Consider the following 24486-nt stretch of genomic DNA (forward strand, 5'->3'; position numbering starts at 1 on the left):
ACTGGGGCATCCGGGCCAGGAACGTCCCGACGATCTATTCATCTCTCGGAAATCCCGAAGTCTGGGCCGTTGGCATACAGATGATAGAGATGAGGATCAGTCTCAGCGGAGCCAGGTGGACGGCCGGTAGCCCGGAGGGCGGTGCCGTATGGCATGTCAGCTGTCCTCGCCGCTCGCCGCAGGGTTGAAGTGGCCGGGTGGGGTGGGGGTGACGGGTAGGGGGCGGTCGGGTTCGTGGCGGTCGGGGCGGCAGGCGCGGAACGGTCCGGAGGGTCCGCACAGGACTGCCAGTTGGGGGTCGAGCAGGGTGGTGTGCCAGGTGGCGATGCCGGTGTTGGGATCGGTGCGGGCGTGTTCCCAGGCCCGCCAGAGCGCTTCGAGGCGGATGACGGCTTCGAGGTGGTCCCACCATTGGGCGCACCAGCGGAACTCCCCGCCGGTTGAGCGGGGGTAGGCCACCCGGAAGTACTGCTCGACCCAGTCGGTGACGCCGGCGAACGCCGGTTCCAGGGGCTCCTCCTGGTCCTGGCTGCTGTCGCTGACCGCCGGGAGAGCAGTAACAGGGTCTGTGGCGGTAGTGCGGGCGTCGAGGTCGGCCAGCAGGGTTTCCAGGGAGCTGAGCCGGGCGGCCAGGTCCGCCAATGCGCCAGTCAGCCCGGTGGTGGGGTTGGTCATGGCGTCGTCTCCATTCCCATCTCGCTGACGGGGCCGGGTGCGGTGGGGGTGGCGTGGGCGGTGAGGGTGGCCATGGCCTGCGCGGATGTGGTGGTGATCGCGGTGGCGTGTGGGCCGGTGTACCAGGGGCGTAGGCGGACCGCGGCCGCGCGGATGCCGGTGGCGAGTAGTAGGGCAGTGCCCTTGGGCATGGCGCGGATGTCGGCGGCGTCGAGGATCCGCTGGCGGCGCAGCGAAACCTGGGTGGACGGGCCGCCGCGGCTGTGTGACACCGAGGAGATTTCGATGTCGTGTTCGCCGACGAGCCGGGAGAGGTCTTCGGCGTGTTTGGGGTCGTCGATGCCGGCGCCGACGAGTTTGATGGTGGCGGCGGACCACAGGGCGTCCATGCCCTGTTCTCCCCATACTCCGACGCCTTGCCGGTAGGACTGCAGGATCGTGATGGTGACCAGGCCGCGGGAGCCCAGGTGGGAGTACAGCCGGGGCAGGTCGGCGATTTTGCAGATGTTCGCGGCCTCGTCGAGCATGATCCGCATGGGGGGATCGAGGCGGCCGCCGGCGGCTTCGGCGCGGCGGACCGCGGCGCGCATGACCTGGTCGGTGAACGCCGCGACCAGCGGTGATGCCGCGCCTTCGTCGTCCTTGGACAGCAGGTACAACGTGTCGCTGCTGGCGGCGAAACGGTCGACGTCGAACAGCGCCCTTTTTCTGCCTTTTGTGTGGCGGTCGGCGGGTGGGGTGACCCAAGTGAGGATCTGGTCGTTGCGCAGGCAACGGGCGGCGGCCCGAGCGGTTTCGTAGACGCCTTCGCGGGTTTCCGGGGCGCCGGCCTGGCGTCCGCGCAGGCCGGCGGCCACTGCCCGGTAGCCGTGGTCGTCGAGGAGGTCGGCGGGCCGGGGGCTGGCGGAGTCGTTGAGCCATTCGTAGACGTCGATCAGGCTGCGGCCGCTGGTGGCGGCGGCCAGCAGCAGGCTGGCGAGCAGGTCTCCGGCGGCCGCGGCCCAGAAGTCCCGGGATGCCTGCCCGCCGCGGATCTCCTGGAGGAAGTGGGAGGCGAGCCGGTCTGCGTCCTCGACCCCGCGCACGGCGGTCAGGGGGTTCCACCACCAGGTGGGTGGGGTGTAGGCGATCTGCTGGGGATCGAACACCCACACCGTGCCCCGTTGGGCGCGCAGGGCGGCGGTGGTGGCCCACAGGTCGGCCTTGTTCGCGGTGGCGACGACCGCGCCGGGGGCGTCGAGGATGACCGGGAYGGCCAGCGCGGTGGTCTTGCCGGCGCGGGGGGCCATGACCGCGACCGCGACGTCCTCGTCCGAGCCGTACAGCGGGGTGCCGCCAGGGGTCAGGTCCCCGATCGGCCAGCCCCGGTCCGTTTCGGACAGCCGGGGCAGCGGGGCCAGGGAGGGGCGCAGCGCGCGGGCCCGGGCGGCCGCGCCGGCGGGGGTGAGGGTCGCCAGGTCGCGGGTGGTGGCCAGTGACGGTCCGGCCAGCGCCCAGCCGCCGGGCTGCCGGCGGGGCCGCAGCCGCCGTACCAGCAGGATCACGCCGGTCACGGCGGCGGCGGTGAGTGCGGCGGTGAGGGTGAAGGTGACGGCCAGCCAGCCGGCGGGTACCCCGGGCCAGGTGGTGGCGGTGTCGGCGGCGGCCAGCGCGGCGAGGAACCGGCTGCCGAAGCCGGGCACGTGCCCGCCRCCGAGGGCGGCGGCCAGGCGGGCCGCGGCCCAGATCAGCCAGCCGGCGGCGACCAGCGTCCACAGCGCGCCGACGGCGAGCCAGGGGGCGAGGAGCTGGCCGCCGCGGGGGCCGTGAGGGGAGCTCACCGGCGGATCGCCTGATCGGAGTCGTACAGGTCGGCTTCCCGGGGCCGCAGGGTCATCTGCACGGGGATACCCAGCCGCCCCCCGGTTTTGATCAGGTATTTGCCGCGGCCGGGGTGGCGGGCACCGGGCTGCCAGGAGTCCGGCGCCGACCAGGAGGCGACCAGGGCCCGTTCCGGGACGGTCAGCGGGGCGATCTGATGGACTCGGTCGAGTTCGCGGGGCGGCAGCCCCGCGCAGATCAGGATCGCGGAGCGGTCCACGAACCCTCGTGCCTTGGCCCGGTCCTCCTCCGTCGGCAGCGCGTCCAGGTCGGCCAGTGAGTGGGTCACCATCAGCGACGCGATGCCCTTGGCCCGGTTGAGCCGGGTCAGGGCGTCGGCGTGCTCGACCAGCCCGGGGGCGCCGCGCAGCGCCCGCCACAGCTCGTCCATGACGGCCAGATGGTGGCGGCGGGGCGCCAGGTGCACGTCGGCGAGGGCGGCGGCGGCGTCAACGACCCCGAATCCGTAGGCCCAGGTGCACAGCAGCGCGGCGGACAGCAGGGTGTCTCCGGCGGCGCCCACCCGGGAGATGTCGACGGAGACGGCGGGGGCGTCGAGATCGATGGAGGTGCTGGTGGGTCCGTCGAACACCCCTGCCAGTGATCCCTCGGTCAGCAGCGCCAGGGTGGGCACGAGCTCGTCGACGCGGGTGGCGTACGCCTGCGGGCTGGGGGCGCGGGCGGCGGCGCGCAGCTCGTCCGGCCCGGATTCGATCATATGCAGGACGTCGGGCACGGTCGGGGCGGGCCGGCCGCGGTGGCGGTCTGCGAGCAGGTCGACGGCCCGGCCGAGGATGACTTCTTCGGCGTTGCCGATGCGGCTGCCGCGCACCAGGGAGGCCAGGGCGAGCAGCAGGGACAGCCGGCGGCCGCGGACCTCCCAGCGCAGAGCCGCGGCCTGCTCGGCGGGCAGGCGGTCCCATGCCTGCCCGAGCGGGCCGGCGTCCAGCGGGTTGATCCGGTCGAGGCCGCGGCCGACGCGGATGACCTGCCCGCCGAGGGCTTCCACGTGCCGGGTGTAGTCCGGTTTGGTGTCCCCGAGGATGAGGGTGCGGGTGCCGAACGCGGCCATGCCGGTGATCAGCCGGTGGGCCAGGGCGGTCTTGCCGGTGCCGGGCTGGCCGAGCAGGAACATGCCCGGGTTGGTGACCAGGCCGGCGTCCGCCCACAGCAGCGGGTCGAGGCAGACGACCTCGCCCCACAGCAGGTGCCGGCCGATCGGGACGCCGAGGGCCGGGGAGCCGCCGCCGGCGACGAACGGGTACAGCCCGCAGACCTGCACGGTGGTGCCCTGGTATTCGATGGTCTGTTCGACGTGGGCGGCGCGGCCCGCGCCGGGGGTTTTCCAGCCCCAGGCCGGGGCGACCGGGCCGGCATCCGCCGCGGTGACTACGGCGCCGGGGGCCGGTGACGGCGGGGCGGGGGGTGGTGGGGGCGCGGTGAGGGTCTGCTTCCGGGTGGCGTGACGTGGTGACATCCCGATCTCCTGGGTCAGTGGGGCCAGCGGCGGGAGAGCACCGGTGGGCAGATCCCGCACGGCAGAGTGGTGGCGAACCCGGCGGCCTGGCTGCCGTACATCCGCCGCAGCCGGATCTTGGACTCGTCGGCGCGGGACTCCACGTCCGCCACCGCCACCGGCAGCTCGGCGGCGTCGAGCACGGTCGTGGTCACGTACAGGGACATCAGGGTGACGCCGGCGCCGAGAGCTTCCTCGGCGGCGGCGCGGTGGGCGCGCTGGGCGTCGGCGGTGTCCCGGGCGGTGGCGTCCCGGCCGGTCTGGGCCCGGTAGGTCGCCCGGAACGAGGCGGCGGTGACCTCCCGTTCCAGCACGCGGGCGGCGTCCCCGGCCGAGAGTGGCCGGTAGAGCAGGGTGACCCGTCGTGGCCACCGGCCCGGGGCGATCAGCCGGGCCAGCACGTGCGCGGGGACCTGCTGGCGGGGGGCCTCCCGCCACGACCACGACACCGAGCACGCCCCGTCGTGGTCGTACTGGCCGCGGGACTCCACCGCGGTGACCGGGCCGGCCTCCGCCCAGTTCAGCAGGTCCGGGCTGTCACCGGCGAGCATCCGGTTGATCTCTCCGCGGGCGTGCGGGTCGTAGGCGGTGCGTACCACCCCGACGATCATCGCCGCGCTGGYCCGGCCCAGCACCGCCACCCCGCAGGTGCCGAGGGAGGACTCCAGCCCGGTCAGGGTATGACCGAACTCGGCCGCGGTCGCGGGCAGATCCGCCGGCCGGGACGGCGCCAGCCGCGGATCGAACGTGAGCGACACGTAGGTGTCGACGTCGGCGGCCGCGGCCGGGGCGGCCGCGACGAGCTCGCCCATCAGCTCGGTGGCCAACGGCGGGGCGTCCGCGGCGAGGCGGGCGGCGACGCTGTCGGCCAGGGTGGAGCCGGGATCGGGGGCGGTGGTGACGGTGACCGCGACCCAGCGGATCGCGGGAACGTAACCGAGACCGGCCAGCCAGCCACCCCAGTTGGCCACCCAGCCGTCGGCGTCGACGGGGTCCGCCAGCCAGGTCGAGGCCGGGGCCACGGCCAGGGTCGCGGTCACCAGCCCGCTGCGGCGATCCCACACCAGCCCGTAGTCCCCGCCGGCACCGTCGTCGGCGGACACCAGCGTGGTAGGCGCCAGCACCCCGGGCAGGGTCCACGCCTGGGGATGTTCGACCGCGAGGGCGGCGTCGAGCCGGTCGTAGCCGGCGCGGCGCGCCGCCGCCCACCGGGCCTGCTGGACGAGCAGGTGTACCAGCGGGATGCCGTCCCACCGCGCCCACATCCCCCCACCGGCCACGGCAGCGGGCAGCAGCAGGATCCCGGCAGCCAGCGGGGAGAACGCCGCCACGATCATCAGCAGGGCGAGGGTGGCCAGCAGCCCCAGGGTCTGCGCGGACGACAGACCGAACAGGCCGACCTGCTGGCTGCGCCGCCACCCCCCGTAGGTACGGATCCGCGGCTCGTTCTCGCTCACGGCCGGCCGCCCCCGGCCGGCGGTGCCCCGCCCCCGGCCGGCGGTTCCTGCCCGGTCACGGCGTTCCCGGCCGCCCGGGCCGCGCCGGCGGCGGCCTGCCCGGCCGCGGCGACCGCCATGCCCGCCGGACCACCGGCCGCCCCGGCTCCCGCCGCCGCCCCGGCCCCCGCCCGGCCACCGGCGGCCGCGCCCGCACCGGCCGCCGGGGACGCCGACGACGCGCCCCGCGGCGTACCCGCCGGCCCGCCGGGAGAAGACTCCCCGGCCGGGGCGGGCTGCTGGCCCCCGGCGGGCGGCGCCCACGGACCACCCCCCGAGGGAGACGGCCCGGACCCGTCGGCACCGGGCGGCCGCGCCCGTGGTGGGCCGCCCGGACCGGTCTGCGCCAGGTAGGCGGCGTGCTCCCCGGCCGGCCCGCCGGAACGGCCTGCTGACCGGGACGCCATCCCGGCGGTCACGGCCAGCACTCCGGCGGAGGCCGCCGCCCCGGCCAGCGCTCCTCCCCCGCTGCCGCCGCCGGTCTCCCCCGCCGCCCAGGTGAACAGCCGCATCAGCACCGGCAGAGCGACCAGCGACAGGATCATCATGGTCAGGCCCATGAACCGGTCCCGGTCCGCGGTCACCGGGTCGGTACCCGCCTGCGAGGAGTGCAGGTAGCTGAACGCCGCCCCGTAGACCAGGGCCGCGGCCGGTTTGTAACAGACCATCGCGACCAGCCAGCCGACGATCTTCGGCATCCAGCGGCGGGTCGACGGCAGGAACCCGCCGGCGGCGGCCAGGACCAGCATCCCGGTCAGGATCGGGATACTGGCCTCCCGGAACATCATCAGGATCGCCTGCACGATCGAGACCACCAGCGCGATCAGACAGTAGACGATCACGAATCCGGTGGCGGCGAGGTTCTCCCCGTCCACCCCGAGGACGTGTTTCATCGTGGGCGCCAACTGCTGGCCGTCCGTGGACAGCACCCAGTCGGAGAACGCATCCCCGACATCCAGACTCTGCTGGACGACKAAGACCCCGATCCCGGTCGTCAGCCCCACCAGCAGCAGACCACGAGCGATGTCGAGGAGCGGCTGGGGTCTGTGTTGCAGGGCCATCCGCGCGGCCTGGATCGTCAGCCCGCACAACGCCACCGTGATCACGATGGGCCACATCCAGCCCCGGATCGTGGCGACCACCTCGATCGGGGGCGCGCTCGCCGGGTCCGTACCGGGCGCGACCGGCTGCTGCACCCGGATGGAGGGGGCCTTGACCCACCAGGTCGAGGTGGTGTCCACCATCCACGCCAGCCCCTTGGCCAGCGTGTCCTCCAACGAACTCAACGTACTGTCACTGACCTTCTCGACAGCCTTACCGGCGCCGGCTTTGACAATGGCGCCGCCGAGCTCGGCAGCGGTTGCCAACTGTCCGGCCGGGGTACCGAGGAGCGACGGGTTGCCGAGTCCTGGGAAGGTGTTGTCGAGGTCTGGAAGGGCCATGGATTCTTATCTCCGGGGGAACAGTTGGAAGCCCGCGGTAGAGGCGATCCGGGTGCTGACCGTGGACCAGAGGCCGCCGGGTGGGGCCACGACCCGCCAGTCCCCCCGCTCCCAGCGCAGCTCGATGCGCACGGTGGCGTACACCGTGGTGCTGGTGGGGCCCTCGGCGTCCGTGGCCAGATACAGCACAATCCGGTCGGGGGCGGCCGCGTCGAAGCGGACCCCGACAAACCGGTAGCCCTGGCCGGAGAACCGTCCGGTCAGCCGGGCGGGAACGGCTCGCTGCGCCGCGGTCATCCGGGTCTGTTCCAGCAGGGCGGGCTGGTCGACACCGGTTGCCTGCTCGGCGATGGTGGGCTCGAAGATGTAAGCGCCGACAGCGGCGTCCGTACGAACAGCGATGTGGATCGCGGCGAGGGCCGCGCCCAGCGGGGTGTGCGCGAACCCGGACGCCCGGTCGTCGGCCAGGGTGTGTGGGCCCGCGGTCGGCGAGACCGGCAGGGCGAGACCGTGGAAGTCCAGCCAGGTCAGGTCGGAGAAGCCCAGGACGGGCAGGCCCGGATCCGGGAGCACCGGCCCGCTGCCTGCCGGGACCGGGCCGGCCGTACCCGCGGTCGGGGACGGCGCCGGTGCCGGGGAGCCGCCCCGGCCACCGAGGAGCAGCCCGACGGCGATCCCGACCGCGACCAGCCCGGCCGCGGCCAGCAGCCGCACACCTGTGGGGAAACGACGCCCGTCAGCCATTCCCGGCCGCCTAGCTGGCGAGGGTGAGGATGGTGGACAGCAGGATCGGCCCCATCGCGATCAGGGAGACCCCCAGCAGGGTCCAGGGCACCCCGAGCGCGCCGTCCGCGGACATCGCGTGCCGGTTACGCCGCCCGACCATCATCTGGATCGCGCAGATCGACAGACCGATCACCCCGGCGGCCAGCCCGCCGTACTTCACCAGGGCGATGAACCAGTCGGTGACCTTGGTGACCTGCTCGGGGGCCGCCGGCGGAGGATTGGGGATCTGCCAGGTCGGCGGGCCGGCGGGTGCTGGCTGGCCAGCAGGGGCCGGGGGATCGGCGAGGAGATTGCGGGGAGCCTCGCCGACCGCAAGATACAGCGAGGCCAGGAACCGGCTCACGGATGGGTGTCTCCTTCTGTGCTCAGAGCGCTGCGAGTGACCGTGACCGCGGCCGCCAGCGGCGTGGGTACCTCGCCGCGCAGCGGATCAGCGACATAACGCCAGCGGGTGACGTAGGGCAGCCGGTGGACGGGGGTGTGCGCGGCCAGCAACCGCAGCCGCTGGGTGACCCCGCGCGGCTCGGGCAGCGGCCCGTCGGCAACCACGACCAGCCCGGCGGGGTGGACGTGGGCGGTGCGGGCCGCGGCGGTGACCCGCCCGGCCACCGCCACCGCCTGCACGGTGCCGCGGGCGACCAGGACCAGCGGCCGGCCGGCGAACCCACGGTTGGCCGCGTACCGGGGCCAGTCGGTGACCACACCGATGTCGATCGCCGGTTGCAGCAGCGCGGCTACGGTGGTCGCTCCCGCACCCCCGTGGCAGCCAGCGACCACCACCAGCGGCTGAACGGGAACAACGTCCGCGCCCGCCCGCCGGTGACGGGGCCGTGGGGCACGGCCGGTGCGTGTCAGCACCGACACGTGAAGATCACCCCTTGCGCTAGCCACGACACGTACCGTCAGAATAAGGGAAAAGACAAAAACTGTTTCTATTAGCGACACAGGGGGCAAGAGTTGGATTTTCTATGAGAAAAACACGGCTTTTGTTTGTTGTTTTGCTTCCCGTAGTGGTCGGCTGCGGTGGCGGAACCGGCCGCCCGCCCACCCCGACCGCGTTCCCGGCTCCGACAGCGGCACGCACCCCGCCAGCCCCGCCCCAGGGGGATCCCGCGGCCGTGTGCGCGGCGTTCGCCACCGCGATCCACACCGTCGACACCGCCGTCGACGCCGGGCCCGGAGCCGCCTACTACCGTGCCCGCCCCTACGTCACCGCCCGCCTGTCCCAACCGATCAACGGTGTCGACGTCGACGCCCGCTGGGCCCAGTGGGCCGCCCACCGGGCCGCCACCACCGTCACCACCACGGTCCTGACCGTGGAAGCGCCCCCCGACAGCCTGGTCGACGCCCACCGGGCGGTCCGGGTCACCGTCACCCCCCACGGCGCCGACGGCTGGACCGGTATCCCCGAGACCCGGATCGTGTTCTGCCGGCTGGCCGCCGACAGCGGCGGATGGCGGGTCGACTCCTACACCACCAGCGGCTGACCGCCGATGCCCGGCCGTGCCCTCGCCCTGGCCGCCGTCGCCTGCGCCGCCGGGCTGGTCGGCCTGCCGCTGACGCTCCTGCTCGCCGTCACCGTCCTGCACGACCGCACCGACACCCCGACCGCCACCCCCGGCGGGCCGCTACGCACCACCGCCGTCCCCGACACCTACCAGAACTGGATCATCAGAGCCGGTGCCGGTGACGACCGCTGCCCCCAGCTCAGCCCGGCGCTGCTCGCCGCCCAACTCGCCCAGGAATCCGGCTTCAACCCCCGCGCGGTCTCCGCCGCGGGCGCGCAGGGCATCGCCCAGTTCATGCCCGGCACCTGGCCGACCTGGGCCATCGACGCCGACGGCAACGGCGTCGCCAGCCCGTTCGACCCCGCCGACGCGATCACCGCCCAGGGCCGGTTCCTGTGCGCGCTGCTCGCCGACACCACCGCGGGAATCGCCGACGGCACCCTCACCGGCGACCCCGTCAGCCTCGCGCTGGCCGCCTACAACTGCGGGCTCGGCTGCGTGCGCGCCGCCGGCGGCCTCCCCGCCATCGGGGAAACCCGCGACTACGTCACCCGGATCACCGCCGCCGTCGCCGACTACACCGCCCCCACTCCCCCGCCCGCCGGCGGCGGCTTCGGCGAGCGGGTCGCCGCCGCCGCGCAGGCATGGACCGATACCCCGTACGTGTGGGGCGGCGGCAACGAGTTCGGCCCCACCACCGGCACCGACACCGGAACGGCCGGATTCGACTGCTCCGGGCTCACCCTGTACGCGGTCTACCAGGCCAGCGGCGGAACGATCCGGCTCCCCCACTACACCGGCGACCAATACCAGCAAGGCACCCCGGTCGCCGGCGACGACATCCACCCCGGCGACCTGATCTTCTTCCACATCGACGGACCGCTCAGCCACGTCGCGATCGCCCTCGGCAACGGACAGATGATCCACGCCCCCCGCACCGGGAAAACCGTCGAAACCGTCGCCTGGACGACCGACCCTTACTGGACCGACCACTACGCCGGCACCCGAAGAATCACCCCCAACGAACCATAAAACCCACCCCGCCCCGGACAGCTGACAGTCAGCGACCCCGGCTGACGGTCGTGGGCAACGCCCGCCGGACAGGCGCCGCCGCCGGCTGCGCCTGCGCTCCCTTCCCGCCCGGCGACCGCGCTCCCGGGCGGGGAGGTCCCGGGTAGGTCGTGGCCCGCACCTGCCCCGGATCCGGATCCCGTGGCGACCGTTGCGTGGACGTCGGCTGGGAGCGCTGCGACCTGTCCCTGCCTGTACCGGCCGGGACGAGGGGATCGACCCGATACCCGGCCAGCCGCCCGGGAATACCGCTGGAATCCACCAGCCAACCCAGCCGGTCGTGCAACACCGCTGCCGCATTAGCGGTGCTGACGTCGCCCAAGCCCCGCGGTTGACTAAACATGAACACCGCCCGGCCCACAGTCTCCACCGATGTCAGCCCCAGCGTCCGGCATACCTGCGGAAGCCGATGAACCACCGTACCGAATCCCTCTGAATTGATCACTATCTCGGCGCGGGCAGGATCACCGGCCAATACGGTGCGAACCGCATCTTCGGCAACCGCCCGACGCCGAGCCGTCTCACCGGCGTCATCTCCTCCGGCCCGATGGGGGCTGCGACCCGCGTCCACCCGGCCGGTGGTCTGCACTTGGTCGATCTGCCGCCGGCGGCGCTCGGCGACCCATACGGTGATCTGCTGAGCGACCAGCAGCGCGTTCTGCACCTGCCCAAGGATCTGCGCGACGTCCTGGTCAAGCCGGCCAAGGCCGTCCAGGATCGGATCGGCATAGGCGCCTTCGCCCTGCGGCGATGTCATGCAGGTCTCCCTGTCATGGTGATGTTCCGGACCACGGGCTGGAGACGTGGTCCCAGGAGGAGGCCATCTCCTACGAGGTCGCCGAGGATCTTCTCGGTTCGATGCTCGCCTGGGCGAACGCCCAGATGTGGCGGGAACTGGGGAAGCCCACCCCCGACCCCACGGCGGTGGCGAAATGCCGAGAGCAAGTCGATAGCAGCATGTCCTCACGGCTCTCCAGACGAGAGACGGCGGCCTGGCCGACTCCGAGCTTCTTGGCGACCTCAGCCTGCGTCATCTGCGCGGCTTTGCGGATCATCGCGAGGTTCATTCGTGTGGACCCGGTCCGCCTCCGCCGCTGCCTCGTGCGCCTTGGCGACGTCGGCGGCAAGCTGGGGGTCGGACAGCAGTCGGTCGAGATGGCCGTTACCGCGGACGAACCTCGACTGGCCCGGGCTGGTGTCCTCGGTCATGGCTTCTCCTCGAAGGATGTCTCGCGCTTCCACTGGTCGATCATCGGATCGGCACGGGCGGTCACCCCTCATGCCACTCTCGGAACGAGAACACACGCGCTGGTCAGGTGGCCGGGGCGTTTTCGGGGAGGGGGTCGGGGACGCGGACGGCGAGGAAGGTCGCCTCGCGGCGGAAGCGGAAGCCCAACGAGAGGTACAGCCGGATCGCGTTGGTGTTGTCTGCGGCCGCGTRCAGGAACGGGGTTTCGCCGCGTTCGCGGATGCCGGCGGCCACCGCGCGCACGAGCCGGGTCGCCAGCCCTTGGYCCTGGAAGGCGGAGTCGGTGCAGACAGCGCTGACCTCCGTCCAGCCGGGTGGGTGCAGCCGTTCGCCGGCCATCGCCACGAGCACGCCGTTGCGGCGGATGCCCAGGTAGGTGCCCAGTTCGATGGTGCGGGGCAGGAACGGGCCGGGTTTGGTGGCGGCGACCAGGGCAAGCATCTCCGGCACGTCCGACGGCTGGAGTCGGACGGCTTCGTCGTCGAGGGCGGCAGCGAGACCGTCGCCGACGAGTTGCACCCCGGCACCGCGCCTGACCACCTCCCACCCTCGTGGTGGCGGCACCGACACCCCGGCGAGCGGGACCAGCGCCCCCGGGCCGGCAAGGGCCGCCATGTCGTTCCAGTCGGCGGTGTCGGGCTGTTCGGGCAGTGCCACGAACGGGGAGACGTCGACCGGGTAGCGCAGCACGTTGCCACGCCGTTCGGCGAGATGCGCGTGCGCCCCGGTCAGCGACCAGCGGGCGGGGTTGTCCAGTGGATGCCGCCGGTCAGGGTCCTGCCGGCTGGCGGGGATTCGGCTCACGCGCCGGCTCCGATCACACCAGCCCCGATCGCGGCGGCATCGATCATGCCGGCCTCGATCGCGGTGGCATCGGCGGCTGCCCCGACGGCGCCGGCACCGGTAACGGCAGCGCCGGGGATGCGGGCGCGCATACGGTCGTGGGTGGTCAACGGCGCTGCCACTCCTGGGCCAGCAGCTGGTAGGAGCGGACCCGGTCCGTATGGTCGTGGGTGATCGTGGTGATGATCAGCTCGTCGGCGCCGGTGGCGTCGCGCAGCTGTTCCAGCTGGTCGGCGACCTGCCCCGGCGAGCCGACGAACTGGGTCTCGACACGGTCGGCGACCAGTTCGCGGTCGGCGTCGCTCCACACGTGCCGGCGTGCCTCCTGCGGGGCCGGGAACGGGATGGCCCCCAGTGTGGTGCGGATGCTGCGTACCCACAGCCCGTAACCGGCGGCCAGCTCCCGCGCGGTGGCGGCGTCCTCGGCCACGACGACATCGGCCGAGACACTGACATAGGGTCGGTCAAGTTCGTCGGACGGCTGGAACGCGGCCCGGTAGGCCTCGACGGCCTCCAGGACGGTGGCCGGGCTGACGTGGTAGTTCGCGGCGAACCGCAGCCCCTTCTCCCCCGCGAGGATCGCGCTCTCGCCCCCGCTGCTGCCGAGGATCCAGACCTGCACCTGCGCGCCCTCCCCGGGGACCACGTGAGCCTGTTCGCCCTCGGCGGAACGGTAGGTGCCGGCCAGCAGGGCAAGGACATCGCCGATCTGCTCAGTGTAGTTCTGCGACTGCGCACCGGGGAGCTGCAGGAGCCCCTTCTGCAGCTCGAAGCGCGGCGAGTTGAGCAGATGCTCGAAGGAGAACCGGGGTGGGATGCGCAGCCCGTTGGGCGCGCGTCCGTCCACGACGGCCGTGCCGGCGCCGAGCAGGGCCGGCTCACGCTTCACCTCGTTCGGACGCCCGCCGGAACGGCCCAGGCCGAGGTCGAGACGCCCGGGGTGCAGGGCGTCGATGAGCCCGAACTCCTCCACCGTCGACAACGCGGTGCGATGCCCGAGCTGGACGGCGCCGGAGCCGAGCCGGATCGTCGAGGTGGCCGCGGCCGTCAGCGCCAGCAGGACCGCCGGCGAGGTGCCGGCCACGCCGGGGTTGAGGTGGTGTTCGGCGAACCAGTACCGGGCGTAGCCGAACCGCTCGGCCCGCTGGGCGAGATCGATGCTGTTGCGCAGCGCCTGCGCCGCGGTCGATCCGGCGGGGATCGGGACGAGGTCCAGGACGGCGAGCGGAGTCGTGACCATGACAGGCTTCCTTACTCATAGACACGGCCTAGACGGCGGCGGGCGCGGGTCCGTCCACGGTCGGTAACGATGCGGCGGATGACGATGCGTTCGGTGACGACGGCGACGGCGAGGACGGCTGAGACGACGAGGAGGGCGGGGCTGACGGGGACGGCTCGGCGAGCACCGGGGCCCACGGCCAGGGCGGGTCCGGGATCTCGCGGCGCAGCACCGGGGCGATGTCGGACTGGAACAGCTCCAGGCTGGCGCGGTGCTGGGCGTCGGTGAGGCCGCCGGCGTCGGCGTGCAGGTGCAGCACGCTGTGCCCGAACCGCTCGTGGTAGCGGTGCACCTTCTCGATGACCTGCTGCGGGCTGCCGATCAGCGCGGAGCTGCGCTCGACGAAGTCCTCCAACGTCGGGAACACCGGTTCCACACCGAGCCGCTTCTGGAAGGCGAGATACCCCTCGAACACCGGACGGTAGCCGGCGATGGCGTCCTGGGAGTTGCGTTCCGCGTAGTAGCCGGCCGTGCCGGCACCGACCGCCGCCAGCGCTGGGCCGTGGCCGTAATGCTCCCAACGCTCACGGTAGTACTGGACCAGTTCGGCGTACGGCTCGATCGGGTTGGTGACGTTGGCCGAGAACAGCGGGTCCCCGTAGCGGGCGGCCAGATCGACTGATTCCCTGCTGGTCGCGCTGCCGTGCCAGACGCGGATCGGCTGCTGCAGCGGCCGGGGCCAGACCTCGGCGTCCCGCAGCGCGGGGCGGAACCGCGGGTCGGCGGTGACCTTGTCCTCCCGCCAGATCCGGCGGAAGAGTTCGTAGGACTCGGCGTTGCGGTCCCACTGGTCGTCGGGGGTGACGTGGAACAGCTCCCGCTGGGCKGCACCGTTGCCCTTGCCGATGATCAGCTCCAGCCGGCCGCCGGAGAGGTGGTCGAGGGTGGCGTAGTCCTCGTACGCCCGCACCGGGTCGAGCAGGCTCAGCGTGGTGACGGCGGTGAACAGCCGGATCCGGCTGGTGAGCGCGGCCAGATGGCTGAGCACCACCGGCGGGGAGGAGGAGATGAACGGCCGTTCGTGCCGTTCGCCCRCCCCGAAGCCGTCGAAGCCGAGTTCCTCGGCCAGCAGCGCGTTGTCGATCACCTCGCGGAACCGGTCGACGGTCGACTTCCGCGCCCCGGTGACCGGGTCCGGGGCGTRCACGATCAGGGTGATGGTCAGGAACTTCACGACACGGCCCTCGCCGCCGACCCCGGCCCGGCAGGGGACGCACCGGACGCGTCGGACGTGCCTGACACGGCAGGGACGAGCGGCGCAAGACCGAGATGGTCACGCAAGGTAATACCTTCGTACTCGGTACGGAACACGCCGCGTTCCTGCAGCAGCGGAACCACGGTGTCGACGAAGCCGTCCAGCCCGCCGGGGGTGACGTGCGGGACGAGAATGAACCCGTCGCTGGCGTCGGCCTGCACAAGATCGTTGATCGCACTGGCCACCGTCGCAGGGGAGCCGACGAACGTCTGCCGCCCGGTGACCTCGATGATCAGTTCTCGGGTGGAGAGGTTCTTCGCCTCGGCGAGCTGGCGCCACTGGTTCGCGGTGGCCAGCCTGTCCCCGAACATGCGCACGCTGGCCCGGCCGCGGGCGACCGTGTGCTCCCCGGGATCGGGGTCGACGGCGGGCAGCGGCCCGTCCGGGTCGTGGTCGGAGAGGTCACGGTTCCACAGCTGCTCGAGGAACTGGATCGCCGTGCCACCACTGACCTGCTGGAGCCGGACCTCGTGCGCGATCTCGGCGGCCTCGGCGTCGGTGTCGCCGAGCACGAACGTCGCCGCGGGCAGGATCAGCAACTGGTCGCGGGCACGGCCATAGCGGGCCAGCCGTCTCTTGACGTCGGCGTAGAACGCCTGCCCGGCCTCCAGGGTGCCGTGCCGACTGAAGATCGCGTCCGCGCCTGAGGCGGCGAACTCCCGCCCCTCGTCGGAGTCACCCGCCTGGAAGATGACGGGACGTCCCTGCGGGCTGCGCGGGACGTTGAACTGGCCTGCGATGTCGAAATGCGTGTCACGGTGGGTGAACCTGCCCGGGTGCGGGTCGCGCAGGAACACCCCGGTCTCCCTGTCGGCGACGATCTCGTCACCGCGCCAGGAGTCGAACAGCTCCCAGGCCGTCCGCAGGAACGTCCTGGCCCGCGCGTAACGCTGATCCTCGGGCAGGAAGCCGCCGCGGCGGAAGTTCTCGCCGGTGAAGGCGTCCCAGGAGGTGACCACGTTCCACGCCGCCCGGCCGCCGGAGAGATGATCGAGGCTGGCGAACTGCCGCGCCACCTCGTAGGGCTCGTTGAACGTGGAGTTGATCGTGCCGGCCAGGCCGAGCCGGTCGGTGACCGCGGCGAGCGCGGCCAGCACCGTGAAGGTGTCCGGCCGGCCCACCACGTCGAGGTCGTGGATCAGCCCGTTCTGCTCGCGTAGCCGCAGCCCCTCGGCAAGGAAGAGGAAATCGAACTTTCCGCGTTCGGCGGTCCGCGCGAAATGGACGAAAGAGCCGAATTCGATATGACTGCCCGCCGCTGGGTCGCTCCACACGGTGGTGTTGTTGACGCCTGGAAAGTGCGCGGCGAGATGGATCTGCTTGATCGGCCTGCTCATCGTCCGATACCCCTTTCAGACGGCTGCCGGCGCGGCCGTGGGCCGGCGGCGCGGCGGTGTCAACACGAGCGGCGCTGTCAGCGCGAGCGGGAACAGGCCCACCCGGTCACGACGCGCGGGAGCCGGTAGGGTCGGCGGCGACAGACCAGGTCGGGCGCGGCGGATCGTCAAGTGCGGCAGATCGTCGGGTACGACGGGCCCGAACTGGATCCGGGCCGGACCCGATCAGGTCGGGCGGACAGCGCGTATGTCAGGAATGCTCAGGTCAGCGGGGCTCGGGTCAGGGTGGACAGAGCGCGCCGGCGACACGGCACAGATCGATGTGCCGGCGCAGAAACGAACTGATCACACCACGTCGTGGCCCGGATATGCGGACGGCAGACGGGCCTGGGATCAGCCGCATGCGCCGCCACCTCCTGTCGATCGATACTTCCCGCCGATCGATGCCCGGCCGGCCCTGCCCGACGCCCGGCCCGTGGACCGAAACGCCCAGCCGGCCCCACGTCTTCGGGGCGCCCGCCGCGAGGGAGGCTGCCAGCCGGCGAACCTCGTCGGCCAGCGAGGCCACAGCCCGCCGCCGACACTCATGACCTTTCTCGAAGGTACCACCGTGAGCCACCGGCAATGCCTATTTCCCATCGATATACTTGGCATTGTTTGATCATTCGGTTCTGATCAATTATCTTGATCGATTATCTTGATCGCCCGTGCTTGATCGTCCGCGCGGAATACGAGAGCCGCGGACATGCGGCCGAATCGACTTCCGCCGGGCACGGCTGACGGAAGATCGGATCGGTGGATGAGCACAATGACCGCACGCGCCCCGAACGCCCGCCCGAACGTGGTCGTACTATGACCACGCGTTACCACTGGTTCCTGCCAACCGGGGGTGACGGCCGGAGCCTGGCCTCCGGAGTGCACGGGCTCGGCATCRGCGGGGTGTTGGAGCCCGCCCGCACTGGCCGGCCCGCGTCACTGACCTACCTCACCCAGCTGGCGCAGGCCGTCGACTCGCTCGGCTACGAGGCGGTGCTGACCCCGACCGGCGCGCACTGCGCCGACGCCTGGGTCGTGACGGCGGCGCTGATCGCGCAGACCCGCCGATTGAAGTTCCTCGTCGCGTTCCGTCCCGGCCTGATCGAACCGGCGCTGGCCGCGCACATGGCCGCGACCTTCCAACAGCTCTCGGACGGCCGGCTGCAGCTCAACGTCGTCACCGGCAGCAGCGGTGCCGAGCAGCGCGCCTACGGCGACCAGCTCGACCACGACGCCCGCTACGCGCGGGCCGAGGAGTTCCTGCAGATCGTGCGCCGGCTGTGGAGCGGCGCCGAGTTCGACCACCACGGCAAGTTCTACGATCTTGAGAACGCCGTGCTGCGCGACCCGCCGACTCCACTGCCAGAGGTCTACCTGGGCGGCTCGTCCGAGGCCGCGATGGCCGTCGCGGCCCGGCAGGCCGAGGTCTACCTGAGCTGGGGCGAGCCGCCGGCTCTGCTCGCCGAGAAGATCGACCGGGTGCGTGAGCTGGCCGCGGAACAGGGCCGGCGGCTACGGTTCGGCCTGCGCATCCACGTCGTCACCCGGGACACCGCCGCCCGGGCGTGGGCCGACGCCGACCGGCTCATCGCCGGCCTGGACGACGCCGCGATCGCCGCCGGCCAGCGGCGGCTGCGCACCCTGGAGTCGGTGGGCCAGCGGCGGATGCTCGACCTGCACGACGGCTCCCGCGACCGGCTGGTCGTGGGGCCGAACCTGTGGGCGGGCATCGGCCTGGTGCGCGGCGGCGCCGGCACCGCCCTGGTCGGCAGCCACGAGGAGGTCGCCGAGCGGATCGCCGAGTACCGCGCCGTCGGCGTCGAGGAGTTCGTCCTGTCGGGCTACCCGCACCTGGAGGAGGCCTACGCCTTCGCCGAGGGCGTGCGTCCGCTGCTGGGCGAAGCGGCGGCCTGACGCTGTTGCGACCATCTGGGGATCGCCTCCAGCAGCGCGCGGGTGTACTCGTGCCGGGGGCTGGTGAACAGGTCGTCCGTCGGGCCGGTCTCCACGATCTGCCCGGCCCGCATCACCGCCACCCGGTGGGCGATCTGCCGCACGACGGCCAGGTCGTGTGAGATGAACAGATAGGCCACGCCGGTGTCGGCCTGCAGTTCGGCGAGCAGTTCGAGGACCTGYGCCTGCACGGACGCGTCCAGGGCGGAGACGGGCTCGTCGCAGACGACGAGCTGGGGTGCCAGCGCCAGCGCGCGGGCGATCGCGACCCGCTGCCGCTGCCCACCGGAGAGCTCGGCGGGTCTGCGTTCGAGGACCGAGGCCGGCAGCGCGACTCGGTCGAGCAGGTCCCGGGCGCGGGCGGTGCGGGAAGCCCGGTCACCGACCCCGAACGCGCGCAACGGTTCAGTGATCACCTCTTTGATCGAGAACCGTGGGTCGAGGGACGCGTAGGGGTTCTGGTAGATGATCTGGGCCTGCCGGCGCAGCCGCCGCAGCCGCGCTCCCCTGGCGGCCGTGACGTCGTCACCGTCCAGCACGATCCGGCCGGCGGTCGAATCCACCAGGCGCAGGACGAGGCGGGCGGTGGTGGACTTGCCCGAACCCGACTCACCGACCAGGGCCAACGTCTCGTGGCGGTTGACGGTGAAGCTGACGTCACTGACCGCGCGTAGCGTACGGGCGGAGCCGCCCGCCGTACGGGGCAGYGGGAACTCCTTGACGAGGTTGTCGACCACGACGAGTGACTGCTCGGCGACGACTGAAGGTTCGACAGCTACCGAAGGTGACGTTCGGGCCCGYGGCACGGTATGCGCGGTGTGTACGACGGTGAGGCTCGGGGCGCTGCGCAGCAGTCGCTGGGTGTAGGGGTCGCGGGGGCTGTCGAGAATCTGGGCCGTGGGCCCGCTCTCCACGATCCGGCCCTGCGACATCACCGCGATGCGTTGCGCGCGGTCCGCGGCGACACCGAGGTCGTGGGTGACGAGCAGGACGGCGGTGCCGAACTCGTCGGCCAGGTGCTGGATGTGGTCGAGGATCAGCCGCTGCACGGTGACGTCCAGGGCGCTGGTCGGCTCGTCAGCAATGATCATCTTGGGTTGTGCCGCGATCGCGATGGCGATCAGTGCCCGCTGCCGCATGCCGCCGGACAGCTCGTGCGGATACTGCCGGGCACGGATCTCCGGTTCGGCGAGGCCGGCCCGCTCCAGCAGCGCGACCGCCTCCAGCGGAGCCGAACGACGGGTGGCCAGCCGGTGGATGCGCAGCACCTCGGCCACCTGGACGCCGATCCGTTTCACCGGGTTGAGGGAGACGGTGGGGTCCTGCGGGACGAGCCCGATCCGGGCACCGCGGATGGCACGAAGTTCCCGCTCCGACAGGGCGGCGAGGTCGTGGCCGCCGAACCGGACGCTGCCGGCGTCGATGTGTCCCCCGGCCGGCAGCAGCCCGACGATCGCGTGCGCCAGCGTGCTCTTGCCCGAGCCGGACTCGCCGACCAGCGCGACGATCTCGCCCGGCTCGACGTCGAGGTCGACGCCCCGGACGGCGGGCAACGGCCCGGTGCGGGTGCGGTACGACACGGACAGCCCCCGGATCGCGAGCAGGCCCGCGCCGGTGCCGCCGTGATCGCCACAGTGATCACTATTGCGACCACCATCATGATCACCGCTGTGGCCGTCGGTGGGGATGCCGCCAGCACCGTCGGCGGAGGTGTCATCGTGGCTGTCGGCGTCACCGTGGCTGTCGGTGCGGCCGTGGCTGTCGGTGCGGTGATCGGTCATCGTTGGTTGGCCCATTCTCCGTCCAGTGCGCGGGCGATGCGGTTGGTCGCCAGTACCGTCGCCGCCACGGTCAGGCCGGGCAGCGTCGACAGCCACCACGCGTTGGCCAGGTAGTTGCGGCCGTCGGAGACGAGCGTGCCCCACTCCGGCGCCGGCGGCGCGGCGCCGTAACCGAGGAAGCTCAGTGAGGACACCGCCAGCACCGCGGTCCCGAAGTCGAGCGTTGCCAGCACGATGACCGGCCCTGTCGCGTTGGGCAGCACATGCCGTCCGAGCACGCTGTACCAGCGCGTCCCCGACGAACGCGCGGCCTCGACGAAGACGGCCTGGCGCACCCTGAGCACCTCGGCGCGCATGACCCGGGCGAAGCTGGCCACGCTGGCGATCCCCACCGCGACGGCGACCTTCACCGTGCCGTATCCCAGCGCCGTCACCAGCGCCAGCGACAGGAACAGAGCCGGGATGGACAGCAGCACGTCGACGAAGCGCATCAGCACGTCCTCGACCCAGCGGCCGACGAATCCGGCGACCAGCCCGAGTGCCCCACCGACGACGAACGCAACCGCGACAGCGATCAGCGTCGCCTTCAGTGACAGCGCCGCCCCGTGCACGACCCGGGAGTAGGTGTCTCGGCCCAGTTCGTCGGTGCCGAACCAGTGGCGGGCGCTGGGCGGCTGGAAGTTGTCGGCCGGCACCCCCAGCAGCGGGTCACGCCCGGTGAACAACGTCGGCCAGAACGCGGCCAGCGCCACCAGCGCCACCACGATCAGCGACAGCAGCAGGCCGGGGCGGCGCAGGAAGAACCGCGACAGCCGCCGCACGTCCACGCCCAGCCGCGGGCCCGGCGTCGGCGCTGTCGCTTCGACCTGTGGTTCGAGCCCGGCCCGGGTGGCCGGGTCGGCGGCCAGTGACCGGCTCACGGGGTACTCCTTCGCACGCTCACGCGGGACTCCTTCGCGCGGTGGCGGCTACCACGATCCGCGGGTCCAACAGCGGGTAGATCAGGTCGACGACCAGGTTGACCAGCACGAAGACCAGCGCGCCGAAGACGACGACCCCCTGCACCACCGGGATGTCCTGGATGGAGACCGCGGCGGCGGTGACCCGGCCGAGGCCGTTGCGGGCGAAGACCGTCTCGATCACGACGGCGTTGGCCATCAGCTGCCCGACCAGCAGACCGATGATCGTCAGTGCTGGCAGGGAGGCGTTACGCAACGCGTGGCCGAGGTGGATACGGGCCCGTCCGGCGCCCTTGGCCCGGGCCGTCTGCACATATGGCTCGTCCAGCGTGGTGAGCAGGCTCTTGGCCAGCAGCTGCGCGACCATCGCGCCGGTGGGGATCGCCAGGGTGACCGCCGGCAGGATCAGGCCACGCAGCCCGTCGTTGCCGAAGGCCGGAAACAGCCGTATCCGAAAGGAGAACAGCTGGACGATCATCAGACCGATCCAGAACGTCGGGATCGACACTCCCAGTGACGGCAGCGACAGCAGGATCTGCCGCAGCCAGCGCTGCGAGGTGTAGGTCGCGAACAGAGCCAGCCCGCCACCGAAGAGCGTCGCAAGCAGCAGCGCCATGCCGGTGAGCTGCAGCGTCTGCGGCAGCGCGTCGGCGATCACGGAGGTCACCGACCGGCCGGTGGACACCGAGTTGCCGAAGTCACCGCGCAGCGCCCTGCTCAGATAGTCGACGTACTGCACCAGCACCGGCTTGTCGAACCCGTACTGTTTCTTCAGCTCGTCAAGCCGCGCCGGGTCGACGACGGAGGAGTCCATCCCGGCGCCGGCCATCGCCGAGACCGGGTCGCCGGGCAGGTAGTCCAGCACCAGGAACGACAGCGTGTAGGCCGCCCACAGCACGCCGACCGCCTGCGCGAGACGCCTGATCACGTAACGTCGCATCCGCTGCCCTCCTCTCGACCGACGCCGGTGTCCCGGCCCTCATGCCTTACGGCCCGCGGGTGTCCCGGCCCTCGCGCAACATCTCTCGCGCGAGGGCCCGCACACCCGCCCAGCCTGTTCCAGTAGGTCAGATTGCCGTCCAGCCACCGGCTGGTGCCGTGTCAGCTCTTCCAGGTGTCGTGCAGCTGAATCCGGCTGGACGCCTCGAAGCCCAGGTTGTGGACGTTCTTCGACACACCCAGCTCGGTCTGCAGCTCCACGACCGGGATGGCGTAGGCGTTCTGCACGATCARCTGCTGGGCCTGGGCCACCAGGTCCCGCCGCTTGGCCGGATCCGGCTCGGCCGCCTGGTCGGTGAGGATGTTGTCGAGCTGGGTGGGCGGCAGCCGGTACGCGTTCGCCAGCTGCGTGGAGTACAGGGTGCGCAGGATGTCGGGGTCGGCTCGGGTCAGGTTGCCCCACAGCACGTCGAAGTCGCCCGAGCGCTGGAGCTGGGCCGCCTGCGCGATCTGTAGCTCCTTCAACACGAGATCGATACCGACTGCCTTCAGTTGCTGCTGGACCAGCTCCAGGGTCGGCTTGTTGGTGGCCGCGTTGGCGAACCAGCTCACCGTCAGGCGCAGCGGGACGCCGTCCTTCTGCCGGATCCCGTCGGAGCCGGGCACCCAGCCGGCTGCGTCCAGCAGCGACCTGGCCCGGGTGGCGTCGAACGCCAGGTCCGAGCTGAGGTCCTTGTAGCCGGGGGTCGTGTGCGCCAGGATGCTCGTCGCCGGGTGGGTGTCGGTCGGGAACACCGTGTCGGCGACCTGCTTGCGGTCGATGGCGAACAGGATGGCCTGCCGCACCTTCTGGTCCTGCAGGATCGGCCTGGAGTTGTTCAGGCTCAGGTTGAACACCACCCCCGGGTTGGCCCGTGCCTGCAGGCTGGCGCCACCGCCTTTGAGCGCCGCCTCGTCGGCGCGGCTCACGCTGCCGATCGCGTCGACCTGGCCGGAGGTCAGGCTGGCGCTGCGCACGCCCGCCTCCGGGACCACCTTGAACGCGAGCGTGTCCAGATACGCCTCGCCCTTCTTCGTCCACAGGGACGAGCCCCAGTTGTAGCCGGCGCGCTTCGTCAGCGTGATCGCCTGGGCCGGTTCGTACTTCGACAGCACGAACGGACCCGACCCGATCACACCCTCGCTGCACCGCTGCTGCGGGGTTTTGGCGATGCTCGCCCCCGACACCAGCCCCAGCGAGAACGTCGACGTGGCCTGCAGGAACTGGGCGTTCGACTGTTTGAACGCGACCGCGGCGGTGAGGTCGTCGACCACCGTGGTGCCCTCGTAACCGCTGAGGTAGCCCGTTCCCAGGACGGCCAGCGTGCCCAGCTTCGGTATCGTGTCGAAGTTGTCCTTGACCGACTGCGCGTTCACCGGTGTCCCGTCGCTGAACGTCGCGCCGGGCCGCAGGTGGAAGGTGAACGTCCTCGCGTCCGGGCTGATCTCCCAGCGTTCCGCCAGCCACGGCACGATCTCGCCTGTCCGGGGATCCTGGTCGGTCAGCGAGTCGACGATCTGCCGCAGCGAGTAGACCGTGTCGTTGCTGCCCGCCTGCTGCGGGTCCACACATCCCGCGTCCGAGCCCACCGCGAAGGTCAGCGTGCCCCCCGGGCGGGGCGCGCCGGCGCTCGAGCCGCTGGCGGGCTCGTCGCCATCGGAGGAACCGCAGGCACCCACCAGCGTCGCGGCCGCGGCGAAAGCGGCAACAGCCACCGCCCACCGGGCGGGCCCAGACCGGGATGATCTATTCACAACAGTCCTTTCCTGCGAGGGAGCCGAGGGAGGCAACCGGCGGGGCCGTATGCCCGCATCCCTGAAATCCCGGGGACCATGGCAAAGCCACCGGACAAACGACGAGCAGAACAATGCGTGGCATGACGGACACCTGACGCCGACCCACACAACGTCGGGATCACCACGGACAGGGACATTGAGCCGGCATATGACGGTGAGGACGCACCGCGAGTCACGCTCGGCAACACGGTGATGCCACGGGAACACCGGACACGGCCATCCGCGGCCGACGGTGAGCGGAGCTGGTATCAGCTCAGGCGCTGGTGGCTACGACACAGACAGCTCGTCACCCRCTGCAGATCGATATGCCGACGTGAGAACGTCGCCGGAGTGACACAGCACGGCGAAACAGCGCAGACACGGCCATGCGACTGCTGCACGCTGGTTCCTCCTACAACCACGCACGCGCCCACACGACCGCTTCGTCGCGCCAGGCTCATATCTGGAGCGCCCGACCGCGGACAAGGCTGCCGGCCAGCGAGCCAGAACTTGACGCCGACGTTCGGGGCCAGAAGCTACTCGTCCACAGATCACCCGTCAATGTCGACCGACAAGGTGAAAAATCGCCTGACCGGACCGGTCGTGCCCGGTCACGCGCGGCATCGCCCAGCCCACCGGCCTCCTCGATCATCTGGTCCAGGATCCACCGGACCCGTGCCCGGTCC

Annotated in this window: 24 protein-coding genes; 3 read left to right on the forward strand and 21 right to left on the reverse strand. The window is 71.7% G+C overall.

Annotated elements, in window-relative coordinates; translation table 11 throughout:
• Positions 1-156: 156 nt before the first annotated feature.
• Genes BL254_RS20390 through BL254_RS20425 form a run of 8 tightly spaced genes read right to left on the reverse strand, consistent with a single transcriptional unit; the run spans position 157 to position 8639 of the window.
• The gene (locus BL254_RS20390) at positions 157-675 is read right to left on the reverse strand and encodes a DUF4913 domain-containing protein (protein ID WP_047225041.1); all 519 of its coding nucleotides are present in this window, start codon (positions 673-675) and stop codon (positions 157-159) included.
• Positions 672-2495, reverse strand: coding sequence for a type IV secretory system conjugative DNA transfer family protein (locus BL254_RS20395; RefSeq protein WP_076844617.1), 1824 nt, complete (start codon positions 2493-2495; stop codon positions 672-674). The genes BL254_RS20390 and BL254_RS20395 overlap by 4 nt, the downstream gene beginning before the upstream one ends.
• Positions 2492-4012 (reverse strand): hypothetical protein, encoded by a 1521-nt coding sequence (locus tag BL254_RS20400; protein WP_076844644.1) that lies wholly within the window; start codon positions 4010-4012, stop codon positions 2492-2494. Before BL254_RS20400 ends, BL254_RS20395 begins: the two co-directional genes overlap by 4 nt.
• Before the next feature lie 14 nt (positions 4013-4026).
• A complete protein-coding gene (locus BL254_RS20405) occupies positions 4027-5508 on the reverse strand; it encodes an SCO6880 family protein (RefSeq protein WP_083731254.1) in 1482 nt (493 codons plus the stop codon).
• On the reverse strand, positions 5505-6989 hold the full coding sequence (locus tag BL254_RS20410) for a hypothetical protein (protein ID WP_076844619.1): 1485 nt from the start codon (positions 6987-6989) through the stop codon (positions 5505-5507). Before BL254_RS20410 ends, BL254_RS20405 begins: the two co-directional genes overlap by 4 nt.
• A gap of 6 nt (positions 6990-6995) precedes the next feature.
• On the reverse strand, positions 6996-7733 hold the full coding sequence (locus BL254_RS20415; RefSeq protein ID WP_139342420.1) for a hypothetical protein: 738 nt from the start codon (positions 7731-7733) through the stop codon (positions 6996-6998).
• A 10-nt stretch (positions 7734-7743) separates the two neighbouring features.
• A complete protein-coding gene (locus BL254_RS20420; RefSeq protein WP_052914885.1) occupies positions 7744-8118 on the reverse strand; it encodes a hypothetical protein in 375 nt (124 codons plus the stop codon).
• Positions 8115-8639, reverse strand: coding sequence for a hypothetical protein (locus BL254_RS20425; RefSeq protein WP_052914886.1), 525 nt, complete (start codon positions 8637-8639; stop codon positions 8115-8117). Before BL254_RS20425 ends, BL254_RS20420 begins: the two co-directional genes overlap by 4 nt.
• Before the next feature lie 254 nt (positions 8640-8893).
• On the opposite strand from BL254_RS20425, the gene BL254_RS26455 reads away from it, so the two are divergent.
• Both BL254_RS26455 and BL254_RS20435 read left to right on the forward strand, forming a co-directional pair.
• Positions 8894-9262 (forward strand): hypothetical protein, encoded by a 369-nt coding sequence (locus BL254_RS26455; RefSeq protein ID WP_139342421.1) that lies wholly within the window; start codon positions 8894-8896, stop codon positions 9260-9262.
• Between the two features lie 6 nt (positions 9263-9268).
• Positions 9269-10315, forward strand: coding sequence for a bifunctional lytic transglycosylase/C40 family peptidase (locus BL254_RS20435; protein WP_052914888.1), 1047 nt, complete (start codon positions 9269-9271; stop codon positions 10313-10315).
• Between the two features lie 28 nt (positions 10316-10343).
• Here the strand turns inward: BL254_RS20435 and BL254_RS20440 are convergent, their stop codons facing one another.
• From BL254_RS20440 to BL254_RS29625, 9 genes are all read right to left on the reverse strand, one after another.
• Positions 10344-11111, reverse strand: coding sequence for a hypothetical protein (locus BL254_RS20440; RefSeq protein ID WP_047224683.1), 768 nt, complete (start codon positions 11109-11111; stop codon positions 10344-10346).
• Positions 11112-11181: 70 nt separating this feature from the next.
• Complete coding sequence (locus tag BL254_RS27885) at positions 11182-11388, reverse strand: helix-turn-helix domain-containing protein (RefSeq protein ID WP_052914889.1); 207 nt, start codon at positions 11386-11388, stop codon at positions 11182-11184.
• The gene (locus BL254_RS27890; RefSeq protein ID WP_052914890.1) at positions 11375-11563 is read right to left on the reverse strand and encodes a hypothetical protein; all 189 of its coding nucleotides are present in this window, start codon (positions 11561-11563) and stop codon (positions 11375-11377) included. The genes BL254_RS27885 and BL254_RS27890 overlap by 14 nt, the downstream gene beginning before the upstream one ends.
• A 103-nt stretch (positions 11564-11666) precedes the next feature.
• Positions 11667-12407: a GNAT family N-acetyltransferase gene (locus BL254_RS20450; protein ID WP_076844622.1), complete on the reverse strand. Its 741-nt coding sequence runs from the start codon at positions 12405-12407 to the stop codon at positions 11667-11669.
• A complete protein-coding gene (locus tag BL254_RS27395) occupies positions 12404-12556 on the reverse strand; it encodes a hypothetical protein (RefSeq protein ID WP_157180605.1) in 153 nt (50 codons plus the stop codon). Before BL254_RS27395 ends, BL254_RS20450 begins: the two co-directional genes overlap by 4 nt.
• Entirely contained in the window at positions 12553-13686 is a 1134-nt protein-coding gene (locus BL254_RS20455; protein ID WP_047224685.1) for an LLM class flavin-dependent oxidoreductase, read from the reverse strand. Before BL254_RS20455 ends, BL254_RS27395 begins: the two co-directional genes overlap by 4 nt.
• Positions 13687-13714: 28 nt before the next feature.
• On the reverse strand, positions 13715-14899 hold the full coding sequence (locus tag BL254_RS20460; RefSeq protein WP_076844624.1) for an LLM class flavin-dependent oxidoreductase: 1185 nt from the start codon (positions 14897-14899) through the stop codon (positions 13715-13717).
• The gene (locus BL254_RS20465) at positions 14896-16317 is read right to left on the reverse strand and encodes an NtaA/DmoA family FMN-dependent monooxygenase (protein WP_047224687.1); all 1422 of its coding nucleotides are present in this window, start codon (positions 16315-16317) and stop codon (positions 14896-14898) included. Before BL254_RS20465 ends, BL254_RS20460 begins: the two co-directional genes overlap by 4 nt.
• 280 nt (positions 16318-16597) lie before the next feature.
• Positions 16598-16720: a putative leader peptide gene (locus BL254_RS29625; RefSeq protein ID WP_371391055.1), complete on the reverse strand. Its 123-nt coding sequence runs from the start codon at positions 16718-16720 to the stop codon at positions 16598-16600.
• Positions 16721-17169: 449 nt separating this feature from the next.
• Here BL254_RS29625 and BL254_RS20475 point away from each other — a divergent pair, with 449 nt between their 5' ends.
• The gene (locus tag BL254_RS20475) at positions 17170-18267 is read left to right on the forward strand and encodes an LLM class flavin-dependent oxidoreductase (RefSeq protein ID WP_076844626.1); all 1098 of its coding nucleotides are present in this window, start codon (positions 17170-17172) and stop codon (positions 18265-18267) included.
• Here the strand turns inward: BL254_RS20475 and BL254_RS20480 are convergent.
• The 4 genes from BL254_RS20480 to BL254_RS20495 all read right to left on the reverse strand — a co-directional run bounded on the left by BL254_RS20480 (position 18216) and on the right by BL254_RS20495 (position 23779).
• A complete protein-coding gene (locus tag BL254_RS20480; protein WP_371391057.1) occupies positions 18216-20087 on the reverse strand; it encodes a dipeptide ABC transporter ATP-binding protein in 1872 nt (623 codons plus the stop codon). The two genes, BL254_RS20475 and BL254_RS20480, sit on opposite strands and share 52 nt — an antisense overlap.
• Positions 20084-21007 carry an ABC transporter permease gene (locus BL254_RS20485; protein ID WP_047224690.1) on the reverse strand — a complete coding sequence of 308 codons (924 nt, stop codon included), beginning with the start codon at positions 21005-21007 and terminating at the stop codon, positions 20084-20086. The genes BL254_RS20480 and BL254_RS20485 overlap by 4 nt, the downstream gene beginning before the upstream one ends.
• A gap of 19 nt (positions 21008-21026) precedes the next feature.
• On the reverse strand, positions 21027-21986 hold the full coding sequence (locus BL254_RS20490; RefSeq protein ID WP_047224691.1) for an ABC transporter permease: 960 nt from the start codon (positions 21984-21986) through the stop codon (positions 21027-21029).
• Positions 21987-22147: 161 nt separating this feature from the next.
• Positions 22148-23779 (reverse strand): ABC transporter substrate-binding protein, encoded by a 1632-nt coding sequence (locus tag BL254_RS20495; protein ID WP_076844628.1) that lies wholly within the window; start codon positions 23777-23779, stop codon positions 22148-22150.
• Between the last annotated feature and the right edge of the window lie 707 nt (positions 23780-24486).

Source organism: Protofrankia sp. BMG5.30, assembly GCF_001983005.1.
GTDB lineage: Bacteria > Actinomycetota > Actinomycetes > Frankiales > Frankiaceae > Protofrankia > Protofrankia coriariae.